Source organism: Sphingomonas sp. Leaf33, from assembly GCF_001421785.1.
Lineage (GTDB): Bacteria > Pseudomonadota > Alphaproteobacteria > Sphingomonadales > Sphingomonadaceae > Sphingomonas.
The window spans coordinates 1,775,905-1,795,932 of record NZ_LMLB01000001.1; the positions used below are offsets into that span (position 1 = coordinate 1,775,905).

Consider the following 20,028-nt stretch of genomic DNA (forward strand, 5'->3'; position numbering starts at 1 on the left):
CTGCCCCATGATGAAAGCTCCTGCTCTCGCCTCCATCTTCGCGCTCCTCGCGGCGACACCCGGCATCGCGCAGGCGCCGCCGTTCCAGACGTCGGCCAGGGTCGCCTATCTCGAGGATCTGTCGACCGGAGCGGTCCTGTTCGAAAAGGACGCCGACGTCCGGATGCCGCCGGCATCGATGGCGAAGATGATGACCGCCTATGTCGCGTTCGACCTGATCAAGAAGGGCGACCTGAAGCTCGACACGATGGTTACCGTCCGTCCGGAGACGTGGCAGAAGTGGCACGGGCCGCAGGCGGGTTCGACCATGTTCCTGTCGCCCGGCGAGCAGGTCAGCGTCGACAATCTGCTGAAGGGCATCGTCGTCCTGTCGGGCAACGACGCGTGCGTCGTCCTGGCCGAACAGATCGCCGGGACCGAGGAAGCGTTTACCGCGCTGATGAACAAGAAGGCGGCGGAGCTGGGGCTGAAGAACAGCAACTTCGGCACGTCGAACGGCTGGCCGGACGGCGGCGTCACTTACGTCACCGCTCGTGACCTGGCGCATCTGGCCGACGCCACGATCAAGAACCACCCGCAGCTGTACAAGCGCTTCTATTCGCTGCGCCAGTTCACCTGGGGCAAGACGCTGGGGTCGGGCAGCGACATCACCCAGGCCAACCGCGATCCGTTGCTGGGCCGCGTCGCCGGCGCCGATGGGTTGAAGACCGGCCATACCGAGGAAGCAGGCTATGGCTTCACCGGCTCGGCCGAGCAGAACGGCCGCCGCCTGGTCATGGTCGTCGCCGGCCTGAACAGCTTCAACGAGCGGATCAGCGAGTCGGTGAAATTCATGGACTGGGGCTTCCGCGCGTGGAAGGCCAAGCCGATCGTCGCCAAGGGCAAGCGCGTGTCGACCGCCGACGTGCAGGGCGGCAGCGAGAGCGAAGTCGCCCTGGTCGCGCCGAACGACCTGAAGATCACGATTCCCGCCGGCAGCGACCCGAAGATGACGGCAAAGGTCGTCTACTCCGGGCCCATCCAGGCACCGATCAAGGCCGGCCAGCATATCGCCGACCTGGTCGTCCAGACCGACGGCGGCCCGACCTCGACCATGCCGCTGGTCGCCGAAGCCGATGTCGCCGAGGCGGGCTTCTTCGGCCGTGCCTGGGCCGGGCTGATGTCGCTGTTCGGCGCGTGACAGCGGGCAAGTTCATCTCGCTGGAAGGCGGGGAGGGGGCGGGCAAGTCGACGCAGGCCGCCGCCCTCGCCGCCGCGCTCGAATCGCGCGGGCTGGCGGTCGTCGTCACCCGCGAACCCGGTGGCAGCGAGGGCGCTGAGGCGATCCGCGGGCTTCTGCTGGGCGGCGACGTGTCGCGGTGGAGCTCGCACAGCGAAACGCTGCTGTTCGCCGCTGCGCGTGCCGATCATGTCGAAAAGCGCATCCGCCCGGCGCTTGAATCCGGGCAGTGGGTGATCTGCGACCGCTTCATCGATTCGACCCGCGCGTATCAGGGTGCGCAGGATATCGACGATGCCGCGATCCTGGCGCTCCACGGCTTCGGATCGAAGGGGCTGCTGCCCGACCGGACGCTGGTGCTGGAGATCGATCCCGCACACGGCGCCGAACGGGCCGCTGCGCGCGATGCGGGTGCGGCCGATCGCTTCGCCCAGCGCGGGCCGGATTTCCATGCCGCCGTCGCCGCGCAGTTCCGCCGCATCGCCGGGCATGAGCCCGACCGCGTCCGGCTGGTCGACGCCGCGGCGACGCCGGATGTGGTGACCGATCGGCTGCTGGAGGCGCTCGCCGACCTGCTGCCATGACGTCACTCATCGGCAACGATCCAGCGCGCGGCGCGATCGAGGCTGCCGACGTTGCAGGCAACTTGCACCACGCATGGCTGGTCACGGGTGCCGAGGGGCTGGGGAAGGCGAGTTTCGTCAAGGCCGCCGCCGAGCGTTTGCTGGCCCGCGCGGCCGGGGACCACGCCGGCCGCACCGCCGCGATGATCGCCGCGGGCGCGCACCCGGACTACCGCGTCCTCGAACGGCTGCCGGTCGACGCCGACAAGCCGGAGAAGGGCACCGCGCGGTCGATCAAGATCGAGCAGATCCGCGCTCTCGGGCCGATGCTCGGCATCAAGCCGTCGATGTCCGATCGCCGCGTGATCGTCATCGACGCGATCGACGACCTCGAACGCCCCGCCGCCAACGCGCTGCTCAAGAGCCTGGAGGAACCGCCGGCCGGCACGATCTTCCTGCTCGTCAGCCACGCACCCGGCCGATTGCTGCCGACGATCCGCTCGCGCTGCCGGCTGCTCCGGTTCGACGTGCTGGGGGACGGCGACATGCGTACCGTCCTGCGCGACGCCGTCCCCCAGGCGACCGAGGCGGAACTGGCCGCGCTGATCCGCGCCGGGGCGGGTTCGCCGGGCCGCGCGCTGCGCTTCGCCGGACTGGACCTTGCCGCGATCGAAACGGCGCTGGAGACGATTGCCGGGGATGGTGACGTCGATACCCGGCAGCGCGTGAAACTGTCCAAGGCGTTGTCGCCGAAGGCGGCACAGCCGCGCTACGAGGCGTTTCTGGAGCGTGTCCCCGCGTTCATTGCCGAACGCGCCCGGTTGCTGACCGGGGAAGGGCTGCGCGAGGCGCTGGATGCCTATGCCGCGGCGGTCGATCTTGCCCGCGCCTCGCTCGCTCAGTCGCTTGACGCCGCGACGACCACGTTCGAGATGGGCGGCTATGTCGCACGGCTGGCGCGGTCGCGCTGAACTGGCTAGGGCAGCGCCCATGTCCGAGCCCTATTACATCACGACCGCGATCCATTACCCCAACGGCCGTCCGCACATCGGCCATGCCTATGAAATGATCGCCGCCGACGCGATCGCGCGGTTCCAGCGCCAGGCCGGACGCGACGTCCGCTTCCAGACCGGCACCGACGAGCATGGCCTGAAGATGGTCAAGACCGCGCGCGACCGAGGAGTCGAAGTGCGCGCGCTGGCCGACGAAATGTCGGGCTATTTCCATGAGATGGCGGGCGTGTTGAATATCGGTTATGACCGTTTCATCCGTACCGTCGAGCCCGGGCATTATGCCGCCAGCCAGGCGATCTGGCGGGCGATGGCGGATGCCGGCGACCTGTATCTAGACCGGTACGAGGGCTGGTATTCGGTCCGCGACGAAGCCTTTTACGAAGAGAAGGAACTGATGGTCGGCGAGGACGGCACAAAGTTGTCGCCGCAGGGCACGCCGGTCGAGTGGACCGCGGAGGAAACCTGGTTCTTCCGCCTGTCGAAATACCAGCAGCCGTTGCTCGACCTCTATGCGTCGCAGCCTGACTTCATCCGCCCGGACAGCCGCCGCAACGAAATCCTGCGCTTCGTCGAAGGCGGCCTGACCGACCTTAGCGTGTCGCGCACCAGCTTCGACTGGGGCGTGCCGGTGCCCGACAGTCCGGGTCACGTCATGTACGTCTGGGTCGATGCGCTGACCAACTACATCACCGGCGCCGGATACCCGGACGATACCGCCCTGTTTTCAAAATACTGGCCGGCGAACCTGCATCTGATCGGAAAGGATATCGTTCGCTTCCACGCGGTCTATTGGCCCGCCTTCCTGATGTCGGCCAAGCTGCCGCTGCCGCGCCAGGTGTTCGGCCACGGCTTCCTGCTGAACCGGGGGGAAAAGATGTCGAAGTCGGTCGGCAATGTCGTCGATCCGATGGCGCTGGCGACGCTCTACGGTGTCGATCCGCTGCGGTATTTCCTGCTCCGCGACGTCAGCTTCGGGCAGGACGGGACGTTCAGCGACGAAGCGATCGTCACGCGGTCGAACGCCGACCTGTCTAACAGCTTCGGCAACCTCGCGCAGCGCACGCTGGCGTTCATCGCCAAGAATCTTGGCGGTCAGCTCGAGACCGGACGCAGCGATCCCGCCGACGCCGAATTGCTCGCCGAAGTCGATGCGGCGACGCGCGAATTCGTCGCGCAATTCGACGACCTGGCGCTCGGCCAGGGGATCGAGGTGTGGATGCGCGGCGTTTTCGCCTGCAACGCCTATATCGACGCCCAGGCCCCCTGGGCGCTCCGCAAGACCGACCCGGAGCGGATGCACGCGGTGCTCTGCACGCTGGTCGATGCGATCCGGCGGCTGGCGATCACCATCCTGCCGGTCATCCCGACGTCCGCAGCGGCGGTGCTCGATCAGCTTGGCGTGACGGAGCGCGATCACGCCGCGCTGCTCGCCGATTGGGACCCGACGACCACGCCGTTCACGGCGCCCAGCCCGGTGTTTCCGCGTCTGGAGCTCGCCGCGGGATGAGGCTCGCCGACAGCCATTGCCACCTGAATTACAAGGGGTTGGCGGAGGATCAGCAGAGCGTGCTGAAACGCGCCCGTGCGTCCGGCGTCGTGGCGATGCTCAACATCGCCACGCGCGAGAGCGAATGGGACGCCGTGCTCGCCACCGCGGAAGCCGAAGCCGACGTCTGGTCGACGGTCGGCATCCACCCGCATGAGGCCGACCAGCACCCCCATGTCGATACCGCCAAGCTGGTCGCCCGCGCCGCGCACCGCCGCGTCGTCGGCATCGGGGAAAGCGGCCTCGATTATTATTACGACAAGAGCGACCGCGAACGGCAGCAGGCCAGTTTTCGCGCGCATCTGGCCGCCTGTCGCGAAACAGGGCTGCCGATCGTCGTCCACACCCGCGATGCCGAGGCTGACACGCTCGCGATCCTGCAGGACGAACTGGGGAAGGGGGCCTACCCCGGCGTCATCCACTGCTTCACCGCCAGCGGCGCCTTTGCCGATGCCGCGCTCGCGATGGGTTTCTACATCTCGATTTCCGGTATCGTAACGTTCAAGAATGCCAGGGATTTGCAGGAAACCGCCGCGCGGCTCCCGATCGACCGTCTGCTGATCGAAACCGACGCGCCGTTCCTCGCGCCCGTGCCGCATCGGGGCAAGACCGGCGAGCCGGCCTACGTCGCCGACACCTGCCGGTTCCTGGCCCAACTGCGCGGCGAAGATCCCGAAACGCTCGCCGATCGGACCCGCGAGAATTTCCACACGCTCTTCGCCAAGACGCTCCGTCCGTGAAACTGCGCATTCTCGGTTGTGGCACATCCTCGGGCGTCCCGCGGATCGGCAACGACTGGGGCGCGTGCGATCCCGCAGAGCCGCGCAATCGCCGGTTGCGGGTGTCGATCCTGATTGAAACCGACGATTCGCGCATTCTCATCGACACAGGCCCGGACCTGCGCGAACAACTGCTCGCGGCCGACGTGGCGGCGGTCGATGCGGTGATCTGGACGCACGATCATGCCGATCATTGCCATGGCCTAGACGACCTGCGGCAGGTCTATCATGCCCAGCGTGTCCCGGTGCGCGGGCTGGCGCGGGAGGCGACGCTGGACAGCCTCCGCCAGCGTTTCGCCTATGCTTTCCACGGCCGGGATGGCTATCCCTCGACCATCGCCGGCGAACTGCTGTCCGATCGGCTGACGATCGGGTCGATCGCGATCGGCGTGACCGATCAGCCGCACGGCAGCATCGTGAGCGCGGGGCTGCGGTTCGAGCATGATGGTTCAGCGATCGTTTATGCGACCGACTTCAATATCTTAACCGATAATATGCGAAGCCTGTATGAAGATGCCGACGTGCTGGTGATCGACGCCCTGCGCCGCGCACCGCACCCGACCCACCCGACGCTCGACCAGGCGCTCGGCTGGATCGCGGAACTGCGGCCCAAGCGCGCCATTCTGACCCATATGGATCAGTCGATGGATTATCGGACGCTGTGCGAGACGCTGCCCGCCGGGGTCGAACCCGGCTATGACGGACTGGAGGTCCGGTTGTGACCGACGACAGCGCGTCCTTCCTATGGGGTATCGGCGCGCTGGTGCTGGTCCTGAGCGGCCTGACCGCGCGGCGGCTGTCGTTCGGGCAGATCGCACGATCGGCGCTCGGCTGGATCATGATCTTCGCGTTGGCGGCGCTGGCTTTTGCCAATCGTGATCGCATCGCGCCGATCGTCACCGACATCGGCGAGCGCCTCGGGATCGGTGGCCAGACCGTCGTCGGTGACACGGTACGCATCCAGATGAGCGAGGACGGCCATTTCTGGGCGCGCGTAACGCTGGACGGTGTCGAGAAGCGGATGCTGGTCGATAGCGGCGCGACGATCACCGCCGTTTCGGAAGCGAGCGCCAGGGCGATCGGGATAGAGACCAACGCGGCCGGCTTTCCGGTCGTGATCAACACCGCCAACGGCTCGATCACCGCACGGCGTGCACGGGTTGAGCGCGTGTCGCTCGGCACGCTGGAGACGACCGATCTGGGCGTCGTCGTGTCGCCGGCGTTCGGAGACACTGACGTGCTGGGCATGAACTTCCTGTCGCGGCTGGGATCGTGGCGGGTCGAGGGGCGGACGCTCATCCTCGAACCCAAACGCACACCGCAAAGCTGATACTATTTTACATAATGTATATTATCGAACTGAAGGACGTGCGATGATCGAGCGGCTCGTGACCATCATGGCCCGCCTCCGCGATCCGGAGCGCGGGTGCGAATGGGACACGGTGCAGACATTCGACACCATCGCGCCCTACACGATCGAGGAAGCGTACGAGGTCGCCGACGCGATCGCCCGCAACAACGTGGCCGAGCTGAAGGACGAACTCGGCGACCTGCTGCTCCAGGTCGTGTTTCACGCGCGTATTGCCGAGGAAGCCGGCCACTTCGCGCTGCCGGACGTCGTCGCCGCGATCAGCGACAAGATGGAACGCCGCCACCCGCATATCTTCGGCGACGCGACCGATGGCGGCCATCACCTGTGGGAAGTCATCAAGGCCGAGGAACGCGCCGCCAAGGCCGATGCCAGCGCGATCGGCGGCGTGGCGCTGGGCCTGCCGGCGTTGCTCCGCGCGGAAAAGCTCCAGAAGCGCACGGCGCGGGTCGGCTTCGACTGGACCGACCCGAACGACGCGCGTGCCAAGATCGACGAGGAGCTGGCCGAAGTCGCGGCCGCGTCGGACGCCGAGCGCGCGGAAGAAGTCGGCGACCTGCTGTTCGCGGTCGTCAATTGGGCGCGCAAGCTGGGCGTCGAACCCGAGGCCGCGCTGCGCGCGGGCAATGCCAAGTTCGAACGGCGATTCCGCGCGATGGAGAACATCGCGGGCGATGCGTTTGCCAAGCTGTCGCTCGATGAGCAGGAAGCTCTGTGGCAACGGGTCAAGGCCGGTGAAAAGGCCGCGAGCTGAAGCCGCCGTGCGCCGACCTTCGCCGGAGCACGAGGCGAGCGCACCCTTCCCGCCTACTCCGGTCTGACCACCGCCGCGACCGGCTGTGCACCAGCCGTCACGCCCGGTTTTGCCTGTTCGGCGACCTTGATGCTCAGTTCCTTCAGCTGCTTCGGCATCGCCTGGCTCGGGGCCCCCATCAGCAGGTCCTCGGCACGCTGGTTCATCGGGAACAGCGTGATCTCGCGCAGGTTCTGCGCGCCGCAGATCAGCATGACGATGCGGTCGACGCCCGCCGCCATGCCCCCGTGCGGCGGGGCGCCGTACTGGAAAGCGCGGTAGAGGCCGCCGAAGCGCTCCTCGACGTCCGCCTTCGACAGGCCGACCAGTTCGAACGCCTTCACCATCAGCTCGGGCGACTGGTTACGGATCGACCCCGATGCGATCTCGAAGCCGTTGCAGACCAGGTCGTACTGATACGCCTTGATCGTCAGCGGGTCCTGGTTCTCCAGCGCCTCGAGCCCGCCCTGCGGCATCGAGAACGGGTTGTGTGCAAAGTCGACCGTCTTCGAATCCTCATCCCATTCGTAGAACGGGAAATCGACGATCCAGCACAGGCGGAACGCGCCCTGCTCGATCAGGGCGAGCTGGTCGGCGACGCGCGTGCGCGCTGCACCGGCGAGCTTGGCCGCGGCCTCGACCTTGCCGGCGGCGAAGAACAGCCCGTCGTCCGGCCCCAGACCAAGTGCCGCGTACAGCGCCTCCATCTTCTCCGGCCCATGGTTCTTGGCGATCGGCCCGCCGAACTCGCCGCCCTTGCGCGTAACGTAGCCAAGACCCGCATGGCCTTCGCTGCGCGCCCATTCGTTCATGTCGTCGAAGAACTTGCGGCTCTTGTCCGCCGTCCCCGGCGCCGGGATCGCGCGGACAACACCGCCCGACCCGACGATCTTTTCGAACAGGCCGAAGCCGCTTTGCGTGAAATGCTCCGACACGTCGGTGATGATCAGCGGGTTGCGGAGATCCGGCTTGTCGCTGCCGTACTTCAGCATCGCTTCGTCATACGGAATCCGCGGGAATTCGCCCGACGGCGTTACGCTGCGGCCATCGGCGAACTGTTCGAAGATGCCGCCGATGACCGGCTCCATCGTCTCCCACACTTCCTCCTGCGTGACGAAGCTCATCTCCAGGTCGAGCTGGTAGAATTCGCCCGGCAGGCGGTCGGCGCGCGGGTCCTCGTCGCGGAAACACGGTGCGATCTGGAAATACCGGTCGAAGCCGGCGACCATCAGCAGCTGCTTGTACTGCTGCGGCGCCTGCGGCAGCGCGTAGAACTTGCCCGGATGGATGCGGCTGGGCACCAGGAAGTCGCGCGCGCCCTCGGGCGACGACGCGGTCAGGATCGGCGTCGAATATTCGGTGAAGCCGACGTCTTCCATGCGGCGACGCATCGCCGAGATGACCTTGGTCCGGCGCACGATGTTCGCGTGCAGCGTCTCGCGACGCAGGTCGAGGAAGCGGTAGCGCAGGCGGATATCTTCCGGATATTCCTGCTCGCCCGCGACCGGCATCGGCAGTTCGTCGGCAGCCGACAGGACGGTCGCACCGCGCGCGAAGACCTCGATCTCGCCGGTCGGCAGGTTGGCGTTCGCGGTGCCGACGGCTCGCGCCTTCACCTCGCCGTCGATGGTGATGACCGATTCGATGCGCGCGGCCTCCAGGATCGGCAGCGCCGCGCTGTCGACATCGGCGACGACCTGGGTGATGCCGTAATGGTCGCGCAGGTCGACGAACAGCACGCCGCCATGATCGCGCTTGCGATGGACCCAGCCCGACAGACGGATCGTCTGGCCGACATCGGTGGCGCGAAGCGCGGCGCAAGTGTGGGTGCGATAGGCGTGCATGGTTCGTCTCGATCTAGCCGGAACGGCGCATCTGCCCGGTTCCGGAATAAGCCATAATGGAGAGCCGGCGCCCTCCCCTCCACGCGCCCCTTTGTCAAGCCGCGCGCGCGGGGCTATGGCCGCCGGCCTATGCATATTCACCCGTTGATCGAAGACTCGGCCACCCTCGCCAATCTCTGCACCCGCCTTTCGCAGTCGCCGTTCATCACGGTCGACACCGAATTCATGCGCGAGAACACCTTCTGGCCGGAGCTGTGCCTGATCCAGGTCGCCAATACCGAGGAAGCCGCGGCGATCGACCCGCTGGCCCCCGGTATCGACCTGAAGCCGCTGCTCGACCTGATGACCGAGAACGACGAGGTTCTGAAGGTCTTCCACGCCGGCGGCCAGGACCTGGAAATCGTCTACAACCTGACCGGCAAGACGCCCTTCCCGCTGTTCGACACCCAGGTCGCGGCGATGGCGCTGGGTCAGGGCGAGCAGATCGGCTATTCGAACCTGGTCGACAGCTATCTCGGCATCCAAGTCGACAAGGGCGCGCGCTTCACCGACTGGAGCCGCCGACCGCTCGACGACCGCCAGATCACCTACGCCATCGCCGACGTGACGCATCTGGCGGAAATCTTTCCCAAGATGCTCGAGCGTCTGCGCCGGACCGGCCGCGGCGACTGGCTGGACCAGGAAATGGAGCGGCTGGGTGACCCGGAGAACTACCGGCAGGACCCCGAGGCCGCGTGGCAGCGCGTGCGGATCAACAGCCGCAAGGCCGAAGTGCTCGGCCGGCTGAAGGCGATCGCACGGTGGCGCGAGACCGAAGCGCGGGGCAAGAACCTGCCGCGCGGCCGCATCGCCAAGGACGAGACGATCGCCGACATCGCCAGCAATCCACCGCGCAAGCAGAGCGATCTGTCCAAGGTGCGCGGGCTGTCGGCCAGTTGGGCGGGCAATGACATCGGCGGCCGGCTGATGGCGGCGATCGCGGATGCTACCCCCCTTCCCCCCTCGGAGATGCCGAGCCGCGACGATCGCGGGCCGTCGCTGGGCAAGGAAGGCGGCCTGGTCGCCGACCTGCTGAAGCTGCTGCTGAAGATCCGCGCGCGGGACATCAACGTCGCGGCGCGCCTGCTCGCCCGCTCGGACGACCTGGAGGCTCTGGCGGCCGGGCAGCGCACCGACCTGTCGATCCTGCAGGGCTGGCGGTTCGAGCAGTTCGGCCGCGATGCGCTGGACCTGGTCGAAGGGCGGCTCGGCTTCACCGTCCGCGACGGCAAGCTGGCGATGACCCGGACGGACGTGGAAGACTGATGCGCGCCTTGGCTATCGCCGCGCTGATCCCGCTCACCGCCTGTATGCCGAAGCCGCCGGTCGGGCCGATGGGCGCCCTTTGCGTGACTACGGACACGCAGGCCTTCGTCGGTCGAGCCTTTTCCGACGCGGTCGCCGCGGACGTCCGTATGGCGACAAAGGCAGCGACGCTGCGCGCGGTCCGTCCGGGACAGATGGTCACGATGGAGTTCGACGCGCAGCGCGTGACCGTCACGCTGGATGCCGCCGACACGATTGTCCGCGTGGCGTGCGGCTGACCTAGCCGATCACCAGACGCGCCTGCCGTCCCATCGCGGCGGCGAGCGCGCGGTGGCGTTTCTCGACCGTGTCGCCGTACAGCGCGGTATCGGCTGCGGGTACGTGCAGCAGCAGCGCATCCTCATCGATCGACAGCCGCGTCCGATCCAGCGGCGCCGCGACACCGCCCGACAGCCGCTGCCCGAGCCGCATCGCGAGCCCCCATTGCACTGCGACCGCCAGTTCGTCGTGCGGCGCCAGGCGGCCGAGCGGATCGGGCGAGGTCGATTCGCCGCCCAGCGACGAATGCAGCGCCTGCGCGACCAGCGCCCTGCCCTTCGCATCGATCGCGACCCAATTGCCGTGCAGCGCGATCTCGACCCCGCGTTCGGCGCGGAATTCCGGGTTCGCGCGCCAACCGACATCGGCCAGCAGGCAGGCGGCATGACGCAAGCGCGCACGCTCGACCGGGTCGCCGGCGAACAGCGGCGCGATCCAGCGATTCAGCACGTCGCCGTGTTCGGGGAACCGGCCGGCGACCCGCGCTTCCTCGCGCGCCGCGACGATCAGCGCGTCCTCGGCCCGGATCGCCGCCGGCAGGCGCTGATACAGCAGGCCTTCGCGCAGGCCATGCGACGACGCGATCGCCGCGGTCGTACCCAGCCGCTTCATCAGGATCCCCAGCAATGCTGCGGCATCGCTTAACGTCGGCGCGCGCGCGGACGAGATACCGGCGATCGTCTTCATCCGCGCCTTGTCGAGATGCGCGAGCGACCGGCCGATCCGCGCGACCTCGTCGCCGGTCATCGCATAGCCGTGGATGACCGGCAGCGGGTATCCGTTCAGCTCCATGTCGAGCTTGGCGAGCGACCGCCACGACCCCCCGACCATGTAGAGCGGCAGGCCCTTCCCCCGCCCCGCCCAGCCGGTGTCGGCCAGGAAATCGGCCACGCGCCGGTCGAGCGACGACTTGCCCTTCGCGCGGATCGCGGCGAGCCGCAGCACGCCCAGCGGAAACGATACGCGGTCGGTGACGGTGCCCGCGACGATCCGCACCAGCTCCAGGCTGCCGCCGCCCAGGTCGCCGACGATGCCGTCGGCGTCGGGAATCGCCGACAGCACACCCATGCCGGATGCGGTCGCCTCCTCCTCTCCGGACAGGACCTCGACGGCGAGGCCCAGTCCCTCGGCCACCGCGAGCAGGTCTGCGCCGTTGCTCGCATCGCGTACCGCGGCGGTCGCGACGGTGCGGACATCGTCGACCTTCATTTCGCGGACCAGCCAGGCGAAACGGGCAAGGCCGGTGCGCGCCAGCGCGAACGCTTCCGCATCGATCGTGCCGGTTTCCGACAGCGAGCGCCCGAGCCCCGCCATCACCTTCTCGTTGAAGATCGGCGCCGGCACGCGGCGCGCCCCCTGATAGACGACCAGGCGGATCGAATTGGAACCGATGTCGATGATCGCCAGCCGGCGCGGATGGGTCATCCCGCGGGCCGTCCGCGCCGCGCGAGCGACAGCGTCGGCACCTTGCCCCGCCGCCCCTTGCCGGCGCCGCGACCCGACAGCGATGGGTTGGTCATGAAATAGTGGTGGAGGTTGAACGGCTTGGCGCCGGCCACGACGCGGACATAACGGCCATCGGGCTGCAGCTCCCAGCTCTGTTCGGTGTCGAGCAGGTTGGCGACCATCACCTGGTCGAGCACCTGATCGTGGACGGTTTCATTGAGTACAGGCAACATGAACTCGACGCGCCGGTCGAAGTTGCGCGGCATCCAGTCGGCCGACGACAGAAACACCTTCGCTTCGTCATTGGGCAGGTCCTGGCCGTTGGCGAACGCCCATATGCGGCTGTGCTCCAGGAAGCGGCCGACCGCGGATCGGACGCGGATGCGTGCCGACATCTCGGGCACCCCGGGTCGCAGGCAGCAGATGCCGCGGACGATCAGGTCGATCTCGACGCCCGCGTTCGACGCCTCGTACAGTTTCTCGATGATCGCGGGGTCGACCAGCGAATTCATTTTCGCCCAGATCGCTGCCGGCCGCCCGGCCAGCGCGTGGCCGATCTCTGCATCGATCAGCGACGACAGTTCGCGGCGCAGATCGCGCGGCGAGATGTGCAGCAGCTCCAGCGAATCGGGTTCGACATAGCCGGTGATGTAATTGAACACCGCCGCGGCATCGCGCCCCAGCCGCGGGTCGGCGGTGAAGAAGCTGAGGTCGGTATAGATGCGCGCGGTCACCGGGTGATAATTGCCGGTGCCGAAATGGCAGTAGGTCTTGAAGCCCGCGCCTTCGCGCCGCACGACCATTGAAATCTTGGCGTGGGTCTTCCAGTCGATGAAGCCGTAGACCACCTGCACGCCGGCGCGTTCGAGGGCGGAGGCCCACAGCAGATTCTGTTCTTCGTCGAACCGTGCCTTCAGCTCGACGACCGCGGTCACCGACTTGCCCGCTTCGGCCGCGGCGATCAACGCGTTGATGACGGCGGACTGCTTGCCCGCGCGGTACAGCGTCTGCTTGATCGCCACCACGTCCGGGTCGGCGGCGGCCTGCTTCAGGAATTCCAGGACGACATCGAAGCTTTCGTACGGATGATGGACGATGATGTCCTTCGCCCGGATCGCGGCGAAGCAATCCCCGCCGAATTCGCGGATGCGTTCGGGAAAGCGTGCGACATAGGGCTGGAAGCGCAGGTCGGGCCGTTCGATCTCGACCAGGTTCGCCAGATTGCCGATCCCCAGGAACCCGCCGATTTCGGTCAGCAGCGCGCGGGCGCCGCCCAGTTCCTCCTTCAGCACCTGTTCCAGCTCGGGATCGATCCCGCTTTCCATCTCCAGCCGGATCACGCGGCCGCGGCGGCGGCGCTTGATGGCGCTGCGGAAGTAGAGGACCAGATCCTCCGCCTCTTCCTCCAGCTCGATATCGCTGTCACGCAGGATGCGGAACGCGGCCGAGGCCTTGACCTCATATCCCGGAAACAGCTGACCCGAGAACCGCTTGATGACGTCTTCAATCGTCAGGAAGCGGAAGTCCTCGCCCGGCAGCCGCACGAAGCGCGCGACGCCCGCCGGCAGCAGGACAAGCTCGCGGATCGGTTCCTGATCGGACAGGCGGACGAGGTCGAAGATGACGCTCAGGCCGCCGTTCGGGATGAAAGGGAACGGATGCGCGGGGTCGAGCGCCTGGGGGGTCAGGATCGGGAACAGCTGCTCGCGAAAATAGGTCGAGAGCCAGGCCGCGCTCTCGTCGTCGAGCGGGGTGCCGTCGACGATGCGGATGCCCTGTTCGGCGAGTGCCACCAGCAGGTCGCGCCAGACGCCCTGCTGCGAATCGACCAGCGCGTCGCCCACCTCCACGATCGCCTTCAGTTGCTGCTTCGGCGTCCGGCCGTCGGCGGAGCGTTGCTCGACCCCGCGGATCTGCTGCCCGATCAGCCCGGCGACGCGGGTCATGAAGAATTCGTCGAGGTTGGAGCCCGAGATCGACAGGAAGCGCAGCCGTTCGAGCAGCGGATGTGCAGGGTTGCACGCCTCCTCGATCACGCGGCGGTTGAACGCCAGCCACGACAGTTCGCGATTGAAATAACGGCTTTCGGCATCGGGCCGGGCCGGTTCGGACGTGACGGGCGAAGGCGGGGTCGGCTGCGGCGGAGTCATCCGACCGCCCTGACAGCTTCATGTGACGGATCGATGATAAAGCCCCCGCCGCCAAGCGCTGCGCGGGCCAGCGGAACCGACAGGCGGCGGACACGGCGACGATCCGCCTCCTCCTCGATCCGCTCGACCGCGCGCAGGACGGCCAGATGGGTGCGCTCCAGCCGCCGGTCGAGCCACGCGATCACGTCGTCGCGCGCATCAAGGTCGCGACGCTCGAACAGATATCGCAGCAGGTCGCCGACCAGCGCATCGTCGGGATGATCGACGACCAGATGCGGGGATGCCGCGATCCGCGATCGCAGGTCGGGCAGGCGGATCGCCCATGCAGGCGGCGCGTGATCGGCGACCAGCAATTGCGGGCGGTGGTCGCCCTGTGCGCGGTTCCAGGCGTGGAACAGGTCCGATTCGCTCGATCGGTGCGCATCGTCGATCACGGTGCCGCCGGTTTTGGCGACGAATGCGCGGGCGAGCAGGCTGCGCCCGGATTTGCGCGGACCGACCAGCAGCGCGGTCATGACCGGCCACGTGCCCCAATGTTCGATCGCGTGAACGGCCTGGGCGTTGGACGGCCCGACCAGGAATTCCTCCGCCCGCGGATTGACCGGTTTCGGCAGCGGCAGGTCGAGCTGCTGCATCAGCCCCCCGGCGACGGTACGGCCAGCGGCGCGTCGGGCGCGGCGGCGCGACGGATGCGCAGCGTTCCCCCGCCCTCCTGCACGCTCCATCCGCGCGCTTCCAGCGCGGTGCGCAGCGCAGCGGCGTCGCCGGCATAGACGACCCGCATTACCGATACGCCGCCCAGCGCAAGGCTGGCGGTCGTGGCCGAGGATACGCCGGGAATGGCGCGAATAGCCGCTTCGCCGTTCGTCACCGCGCCGACCGACGGCGTGTCGAACTGGACCTGGATCGCCTGCCCGCCGGTCGCGGCGATGATGTCGCCGATCGGATCGGCGCCGGGCGTCGGCGTGGGCTCGGGCGTCGGCAGCGCTTCGGGCTGCGGGGGCGGCGACAGCATGACGTCGGGCGACAGGGCACCACTCCGGGAGGCAGTCTGGTACGCCTGGTCCAGCCGCGCGACGCCGGCATCGAGCAGCGCATTCAGCCCGTTGCCGTCGGGCGCGCGCAGCGTGAAGCGCGCCAGCGGCTCGCGATCCGGCCCGTGGAACGCGGTGAAGACGCCGATGATCGGCCCGCCGGGATATTGGCGGTACAGCCGCACTTCCGGTATCACCACGTCGCTGGCGCCATATTGGTCGAGTACGGTGCGCCACCAGCCACGCCCGCGCCGTCCGGTCTGGCCGACGTTCAGCAGCAACGGGTCCGATCCCGTCCCGACCGGCCGGACATAATCGATCGCGCTGTTGCCGGTGCGATAGCGGGCCCACGCCTGTTGCCAGGGCGTCGTCCGTTCGAACACCTGCCCCGATCCGCCCGACCACATGACCGGAATGACCAGGGTCGGCGGCGAACGCGTAAAGGTCGTCGCGACGCCCAGGATCTGTCCGGCGCGGGCACGGTCGAACAGCACGCCCAGCCGCGCGATATAGCGGCCGGGGCCGATCTGTTCGTTCTCGACGACGATGCCGGTGACGATCGAATCGAGCGCTCCATCGGCCAGGCTGCCGTTCGCGCCGGTCAGCCGCTGGCTGAGCGTGGTCCACGCCTTGCGCTGCGCGATCCGCCACCCGGCCAGCCGTGCGGCCTCCGCGGTCTTGCCGCTGGTGTCGACGGTGACTCCGCCGACCTCGAAATCGCCGGAGCTGTCGATCGGCGCGGCACCGCGATCCTCGCCCTCGATCTGCGCGGAGACATAGCCGGCACCGGCGAGCAGGGCTGCCGCCAGTCCGAATTCCAGGACGCGGGGGATGCGGCGGTTGACCATTTGAGCGCCCTTTTGGCGAAGCGGGCGTGGAAATCCAAGCGGCTTGTCGTTACGGGACCATCCAAATCCCCGTTCAGGGCGAGCGGATGCAGGGGTAAGGTCGTGACCGAAAGCTACACCTACGAACAGGCCGGCGTCTCGATCGCCGCGGGCAATGCGCTGGTCCGCGCCATCGCGCCGCTTGCGAAATCCACCCGCCGTCCCGGCGCAGATGCGGCGCTCGGCGGTTTCGGCGGCGTGTTCGACCCCAGGGCGGCCGGGTTCAAGGACCCGCTGCTGGTCGCCGCCAACGACGGCGTCGGCACCAAGCTGAAACTCGCGATCGAGCATGACGCGCACGACGGCGTCGGCATCGACCTGGTCGCGATGTGCGTCAACGACCTGATCGTCCAGGGCGCCGAGCCGCTGTTCTTCCTCGACTATTACGCCAGCGGAAAGCTCGACAACACGGTCGCGACCCGCGTCATCGCCGGCATCGCGGAGGGGTGCCGCCAGGCCGGCTGCGCGCTGATCGGCGGGGAGACCGCCGAAATGCCGGGGATGTATGCGGACGGCGACTATGACCTCGCCGGTTTCTGCGTCGGTGCGGTCGAGCGTGACGAATTGCTGACCGGCGACAGCGTGGCGACAGGCGACGTGATCCTCGGCCTCGCCTCCTCGGGCGTCCACTCGAACGGCTTCAGCCTCGTTCGCCGGCTGGCTGCCGACAAGGGCTGGAAGCTCGATCGCCCCGCGACCTTCGACCACGAGGTCCGCATGATCGACGCGCTGATGGCACCGACCCGCATCTACGTGAAGCCGCTGCTTCCCGAACTGCGCAGCCATCGCATCCATGGGCTGGCGCACATCACCGGTGGCGGCTTGCTGGAGAACATCCCGCGTGTCCTGCCCGAGGGGCTCCACGCGCACGTCGATGCCGACGCCTGGCCGCAACCGCGACTGATGGCCTTCCTCCAGGCGCAAGGGTCGATCGAGCCCGAGGAAATGGCGCGGACCTTCAACTGCGGGATCGGCATGGCGGTGATCGTCGCCGCAGCCGATGCCGACACGGTGGCAGCGAACCTGACCGCGGCGGGGGAAACCGTCGTCCGCATCGGCGACGTGCGGGCGGGCGAGCGCGGGTGCACCGTCACGGGCTCGACGGAAACCTGGAGCGCCCGCAGCGCCTGGTCCGCGACCCACGCCGCCTAAAGGACCGGGCTGGTAATGTTGGACATATCCTGTCAGCCCGCTCCCATGATGCTGCCCATCGCTCCCAACATGCGAAATTTTATACAGGCTTTCTACGCGCACATGGGTAAGGTTCGCGAAGTTTGCCGCCCATGACGGCCCGGGTCGGTATCCTGATCTCGGGCCGTGGTTCGAACATGCAGGCGCTCGTCCGCGCGGGCGGCGACGCATACCGGGTCGTCCTCGTGGCCAGCGACAAGCCCGATGCCGCGGGCCTCGCCTGGGCCGCGGAACAGGGCATCGCGACCCTCGCCCACTCCGGCAAACGCGGGGAGCGCGAAGCGGCGTTCGACGCGGCCTTGCGCGGCGCCGGGGTCGAGGTGATCGCGCTTGCCGGCTATATGCGTCTGTTGTCCGACGACTTCGTTGCGCGCTGGGCAGGGCGGATCGTCAACATCCACCCGTCGCTGCTACCGCTCTACAAAGGTCTGGACACCCACGCCCGTGCGATCGCGGCCGGTGACGCGGAGGCGGGCTGTTCGGTCCATGTCGTGACGGCGGAGCTCGACGCCGGCGACGTGCTCGGCCAGGCGCGGGTCCCGATCCTGCCCGGCGATACGCCCGACAGTCTGGCGGAACGCGTGCTGGGGGTCGAGCATTCGCTCTATCCCAAGACACTCGCGGAGTTCGTGAAGCGATGAGCCCGGATCAGGACGGCGACCTCGAAAAGCTGCGCGCGATCACGCTGGCCCTGCCCGGTGCGGAGGAGCGCCTGTCGCACGGTGCGCCCGGCTTCCTTGTCGAAGGCGGCAAGTTCTTCGCGTACTTTTGGCACGATCATCACGGCGACGGCGAAACCGTCGTGCTGGTGAAGACCACCGGCGCCGACGAGATGGACGCGCTGATCGACGCCGATCCTGCGCTCTATTTCAAGCCGGCCTATCTCGCTTCCTCGGGCTGGATCGCGATCCGGACCGATGCTCCCGGCACCGACTGGGATCACATCGGCGACCGGGTCGCGCAGAGCTGGGAAATGGTCGCCCCGCGCCGCTTTCTCGAAGCCGGCGGGCGATGAGCGACGACACGCCGGCCGAAAAGGCGGAGGCCCGTGCGATCCGCCGTCGCTGGATCTCGATCGGTGAAGCCGTGGCGGTCGCGGGCGTCGTCATCGCAGGGCTGACGTTCTGGAGCGGCTGGCAGGATCGGCAGGATGCCGCCGCGGACAAGGCGGCGACGCGCGCCGAACAGACCGCCCAGCGCCAGCGGGTACCGCTGACGACCGCAGCGGTCGATGCGAGCGGCGTCGAGCTTCGGGCGCCCGCAGACTGCTCGCTGGAATCGACCGAAATCCGCTTCCCCAGCGCGATCGGCGTGGATGCGCAGACGACCGTTGCGACCCACCGGATCGAAACGGCCTGGCTGGAAAAGCCGATGTTGAAGCTGACGGACGGCGGTTCCGATCGACGCGATGGGCGCATCCCCGTCCTGATCACCGCGACCTGCGCGGCGGATGCGGGCGAGCGCTCGGAAACGGCGATATACGATCTGTTGTGGCAAACCGAAGCCGGCGGCCTGATCGGCGGCCGGTCGTTTGTCTTGCGCGGACTTGTCCGGCGGCAATCGGGCGGCGACCAGCGCCGCCTCGATGCCGTGTGGATGGGGGTTTGAGCCCCCCTTCCCATGTCATTCAGCCGATGATTTCTTCCGGCTTGAAGAAATAGGCGATCTCGATTTCGGCATTCTCGTCCGAATCCGACCCGTGGACCGAATTCGCCTCGATCGACTCGGCCAGTTCTTTGCGGATCGTGCCGGGCTCGGCGTTTTCGGGGTTGGTCGCGCCCATGATGTCGCGGTTGCGCTGCATGGCGTTCTCGCCTTCCAGCACCTGGACGACGACCGGGCCGGAGATCATGAAGCTGACCAGGTCGTTGAAGAACGGGCGTTCCTTGTGGACCGCATAGAAGCCCTCGGCCTGCTCCTTGGTCATCTGGATGCGCTTCGACGCCACGACACGCAGGCCGCCGTCTTCCAGCATCTTGGTGACCGCACCGGTCAGATTGCGGCGGGTGGCATCGGGCTTGATGATCGAAAAAGTACGGTTCGCGGCCATGATGGTCACGGGCTCCTGTCTTTATGAGGTGCGTGGAATTGCGGCGCTGCCCTAGTCGGGGCACGCCCGCTTGGCAACCGTCAGGCCGCCTGCGTCCATCTGCCGCCGTCGTCCTGCTTCCAGTAGCGCCGCTCGACGCCCTCGCGATCGGCCAGCCCCTTCCACGCGACCCGCGCCGCACCGACGCTGTCGTCGTCGAAGAAATGAAAGGCGCGATCGAAGGTCAGGGCTTCGTCGCGCCAGACGCCATCGACGAGCGCGACGTTGCGCGCGCCGTTGGCGGCGACGGCATCGCCCGCAATCAACACCGGCTGGTCCGCATCGCGCTCGCCCCCGGCCTGTGCATGGGGCAGAAAGCTGTCGGGCGCGTAGGTCCACAATAGCCGATCGAGGGACATGCGCTGACGCTCGTCCCCCGCGACGATCACCAGCCGCCCGTCGCCGCCGACCATCCGCTCGGCGATCCGCGGCAACACCCGTTCGAGCGGGCTGGCGAGCAGATGGTAGAAGTCGACCTGCAC

21 protein-coding genes are annotated in these 20,028 nt (G+C 67.7%); 14 read left to right on the forward strand and 7 right to left on the reverse strand.

Translation table 11 applies throughout. The features are described 5' to 3' along the window. Positions 1–10: 10 nt before the first annotated feature. The 8 genes from ASE86_RS08805 to mazG are packed head-to-tail and all read left to right on the forward strand — an operon-like array spanning position 11 to position 7,243. Positions 11–1,180, forward strand: coding sequence for a D-alanyl-D-alanine carboxypeptidase family protein (locus ASE86_RS08805; RefSeq protein ID WP_056426895.1), 1,170 nt, complete (start codon positions 11–13; stop codon positions 1,178–1,180). After that, a complete protein-coding gene (gene tmk, locus ASE86_RS08810; protein WP_056424770.1) occupies positions 1,177–1,803 on the forward strand; it encodes a dTMP kinase in 627 nt (208 codons plus the stop codon). The genes ASE86_RS08805 and tmk overlap by 4 nt, the downstream gene beginning before the upstream one ends. Then, complete coding sequence (locus ASE86_RS08815) at positions 1,800–2,753, forward strand: DNA polymerase (RefSeq protein WP_056424773.1); 954 nt, start codon at positions 1,800–1,802, stop codon at positions 2,751–2,753. Before tmk ends, ASE86_RS08815 begins: the two co-directional genes overlap by 4 nt. Positions 2,754–2,772: 19 nt before the next feature. After that, positions 2,773–4,302: a methionine--tRNA ligase gene (gene metG, locus ASE86_RS08820; protein ID WP_056424776.1), complete on the forward strand. Its 1,530-nt coding sequence runs from the start codon at positions 2,773–2,775 to the stop codon at positions 4,300–4,302. Further along, complete coding sequence (locus tag ASE86_RS08825) at positions 4,299–5,081, forward strand: TatD family hydrolase (protein ID WP_056424780.1); 783 nt, start codon at positions 4,299–4,301, stop codon at positions 5,079–5,081. The genes metG and ASE86_RS08825 overlap by 4 nt, the downstream gene beginning before the upstream one ends. Then, on the forward strand, positions 5,078–5,842 hold the full coding sequence (locus ASE86_RS08830) for an MBL fold metallo-hydrolase (RefSeq protein ID WP_056424784.1): 765 nt from the start codon (positions 5,078–5,080) through the stop codon (positions 5,840–5,842). Before ASE86_RS08825 ends, ASE86_RS08830 begins: the two co-directional genes overlap by 4 nt. Then, a complete protein-coding gene (locus ASE86_RS08835) occupies positions 5,839–6,450 on the forward strand; it encodes a TIGR02281 family clan AA aspartic protease (protein WP_056424787.1) in 612 nt (203 codons plus the stop codon). The genes ASE86_RS08830 and ASE86_RS08835 overlap by 4 nt, the downstream gene beginning before the upstream one ends. A gap of 43 nt (positions 6,451–6,493) precedes the next feature. Continuing rightward, complete coding sequence (gene mazG / locus ASE86_RS08840) at positions 6,494–7,243, forward strand: nucleoside triphosphate pyrophosphohydrolase (protein ID WP_056424790.1); 750 nt, start codon at positions 6,494–6,496, stop codon at positions 7,241–7,243. 53 nt (positions 7,244–7,296) lie between these two features. Here the strand turns inward: mazG and aspS are convergent, their stop codons facing one another. Next, positions 7,297–9,126: an aspartate--tRNA ligase gene (gene aspS / locus ASE86_RS08845; RefSeq protein ID WP_056424794.1), complete on the reverse strand. Its 1,830-nt coding sequence runs from the start codon at positions 9,124–9,126 to the stop codon at positions 7,297–7,299. A gap of 129 nt (positions 9,127–9,255) precedes the next feature. Between aspS and rnd the strand changes: the two genes are divergently transcribed. Next, complete coding sequence (rnd, locus tag ASE86_RS08850) at positions 9,256–10,431, forward strand: ribonuclease D (RefSeq protein WP_056424799.1); 1,176 nt, start codon at positions 9,256–9,258, stop codon at positions 10,429–10,431. Then, on the forward strand, positions 10,431–10,709 hold the full coding sequence (locus tag ASE86_RS08855) for an I78 family peptidase inhibitor (RefSeq protein ID WP_056424802.1): 279 nt from the start codon (positions 10,431–10,433) through the stop codon (positions 10,707–10,709). The genes rnd and ASE86_RS08855 overlap by 1 nt, the downstream gene beginning before the upstream one ends. A gap of 1 nt (position 10,710) precedes the next feature. On the opposite strand, the gene ASE86_RS08860 is transcribed toward ASE86_RS08855, so the two are convergent. The 4 genes from ASE86_RS08860 to ASE86_RS08875 are packed head-to-tail and all read right to left on the reverse strand — an operon-like array spanning position 10,711 to position 16,227. Then, on the reverse strand, positions 10,711–12,174 hold the full coding sequence (locus tag ASE86_RS08860; protein ID WP_056424805.1) for a Ppx/GppA family phosphatase: 1,464 nt from the start codon (positions 12,172–12,174) through the stop codon (positions 10,711–10,713). After that, positions 12,171–14,345, reverse strand: coding sequence for an RNA degradosome polyphosphate kinase (locus tag ASE86_RS08865; RefSeq protein WP_056424809.1), 2,175 nt, complete (start codon positions 14,343–14,345; stop codon positions 12,171–12,173). Before ASE86_RS08865 ends, ASE86_RS08860 begins: the two co-directional genes overlap by 4 nt. Then, positions 14,342–14,980 carry a hypothetical protein gene (locus ASE86_RS08870; RefSeq protein ID WP_056424811.1) on the reverse strand — a complete coding sequence of 213 codons (639 nt, stop codon included), beginning with the start codon at positions 14,978–14,980 and terminating at the stop codon, positions 14,342–14,344. The genes ASE86_RS08865 and ASE86_RS08870 overlap by 4 nt, the downstream gene beginning before the upstream one ends. Beyond that, positions 14,980–16,227, reverse strand: coding sequence for a hypothetical protein (locus ASE86_RS08875; RefSeq protein ID WP_056424815.1), 1,248 nt, complete (start codon positions 16,225–16,227; stop codon positions 14,980–14,982). The genes ASE86_RS08870 and ASE86_RS08875 overlap by 1 nt, the downstream gene beginning before the upstream one ends. 102 nt (positions 16,228–16,329) lie before the next feature. On the opposite strand from ASE86_RS08875, the gene purM reads away from it, so the two are divergent. The 4 genes from purM (at position 16,330) to ASE86_RS08895 (ending at position 19,065) form a co-directional block, all read left to right on the forward strand. Continuing rightward, the gene (gene purM / locus ASE86_RS08880) at positions 16,330–17,418 is read left to right on the forward strand and encodes a phosphoribosylformylglycinamidine cyclo-ligase (RefSeq protein WP_056424818.1); all 1,089 of its coding nucleotides are present in this window, start codon (positions 16,330–16,332) and stop codon (positions 17,416–17,418) included. Between the two features lie 131 nt (positions 17,419–17,549). Then, positions 17,550–18,098, forward strand: a complete 549-nt coding sequence (gene purN, locus ASE86_RS08885) for a phosphoribosylglycinamide formyltransferase (protein WP_056424824.1) — start codon at positions 17,550–17,552, stop codon at positions 18,096–18,098. Beyond that, the gene (locus ASE86_RS08890) at positions 18,095–18,472 is read left to right on the forward strand and encodes an MmcQ/YjbR family DNA-binding protein (protein WP_056424828.1); all 378 of its coding nucleotides are present in this window, start codon (positions 18,095–18,097) and stop codon (positions 18,470–18,472) included. The genes purN and ASE86_RS08890 overlap by 4 nt, the downstream gene beginning before the upstream one ends. Then, the gene (locus tag ASE86_RS08895) at positions 18,469–19,065 is read left to right on the forward strand and encodes a hypothetical protein (RefSeq protein ID WP_056424831.1); all 597 of its coding nucleotides are present in this window, start codon (positions 18,469–18,471) and stop codon (positions 19,063–19,065) included. Before ASE86_RS08890 ends, ASE86_RS08895 begins: the two co-directional genes overlap by 4 nt. 19 nt (positions 19,066–19,084) lie before the next feature. Here the strand turns inward: ASE86_RS08895 and ndk are convergent, their stop codons facing one another. Both ndk and ASE86_RS08905 read right to left on the reverse strand, forming a co-directional pair. After that, on the reverse strand, positions 19,085–19,507 hold the full coding sequence (ndk, locus tag ASE86_RS08900; RefSeq protein WP_056424833.1) for a nucleoside-diphosphate kinase: 423 nt from the start codon (positions 19,505–19,507) through the stop codon (positions 19,085–19,087). Positions 19,508–19,587: 80 nt separating this feature from the next. After that, positions 19,588–20,028, reverse strand: coding sequence for a DNA polymerase III subunit chi (locus ASE86_RS08905; protein WP_056424837.1), 441 nt, complete (start codon positions 20,026–20,028; stop codon positions 19,588–19,590).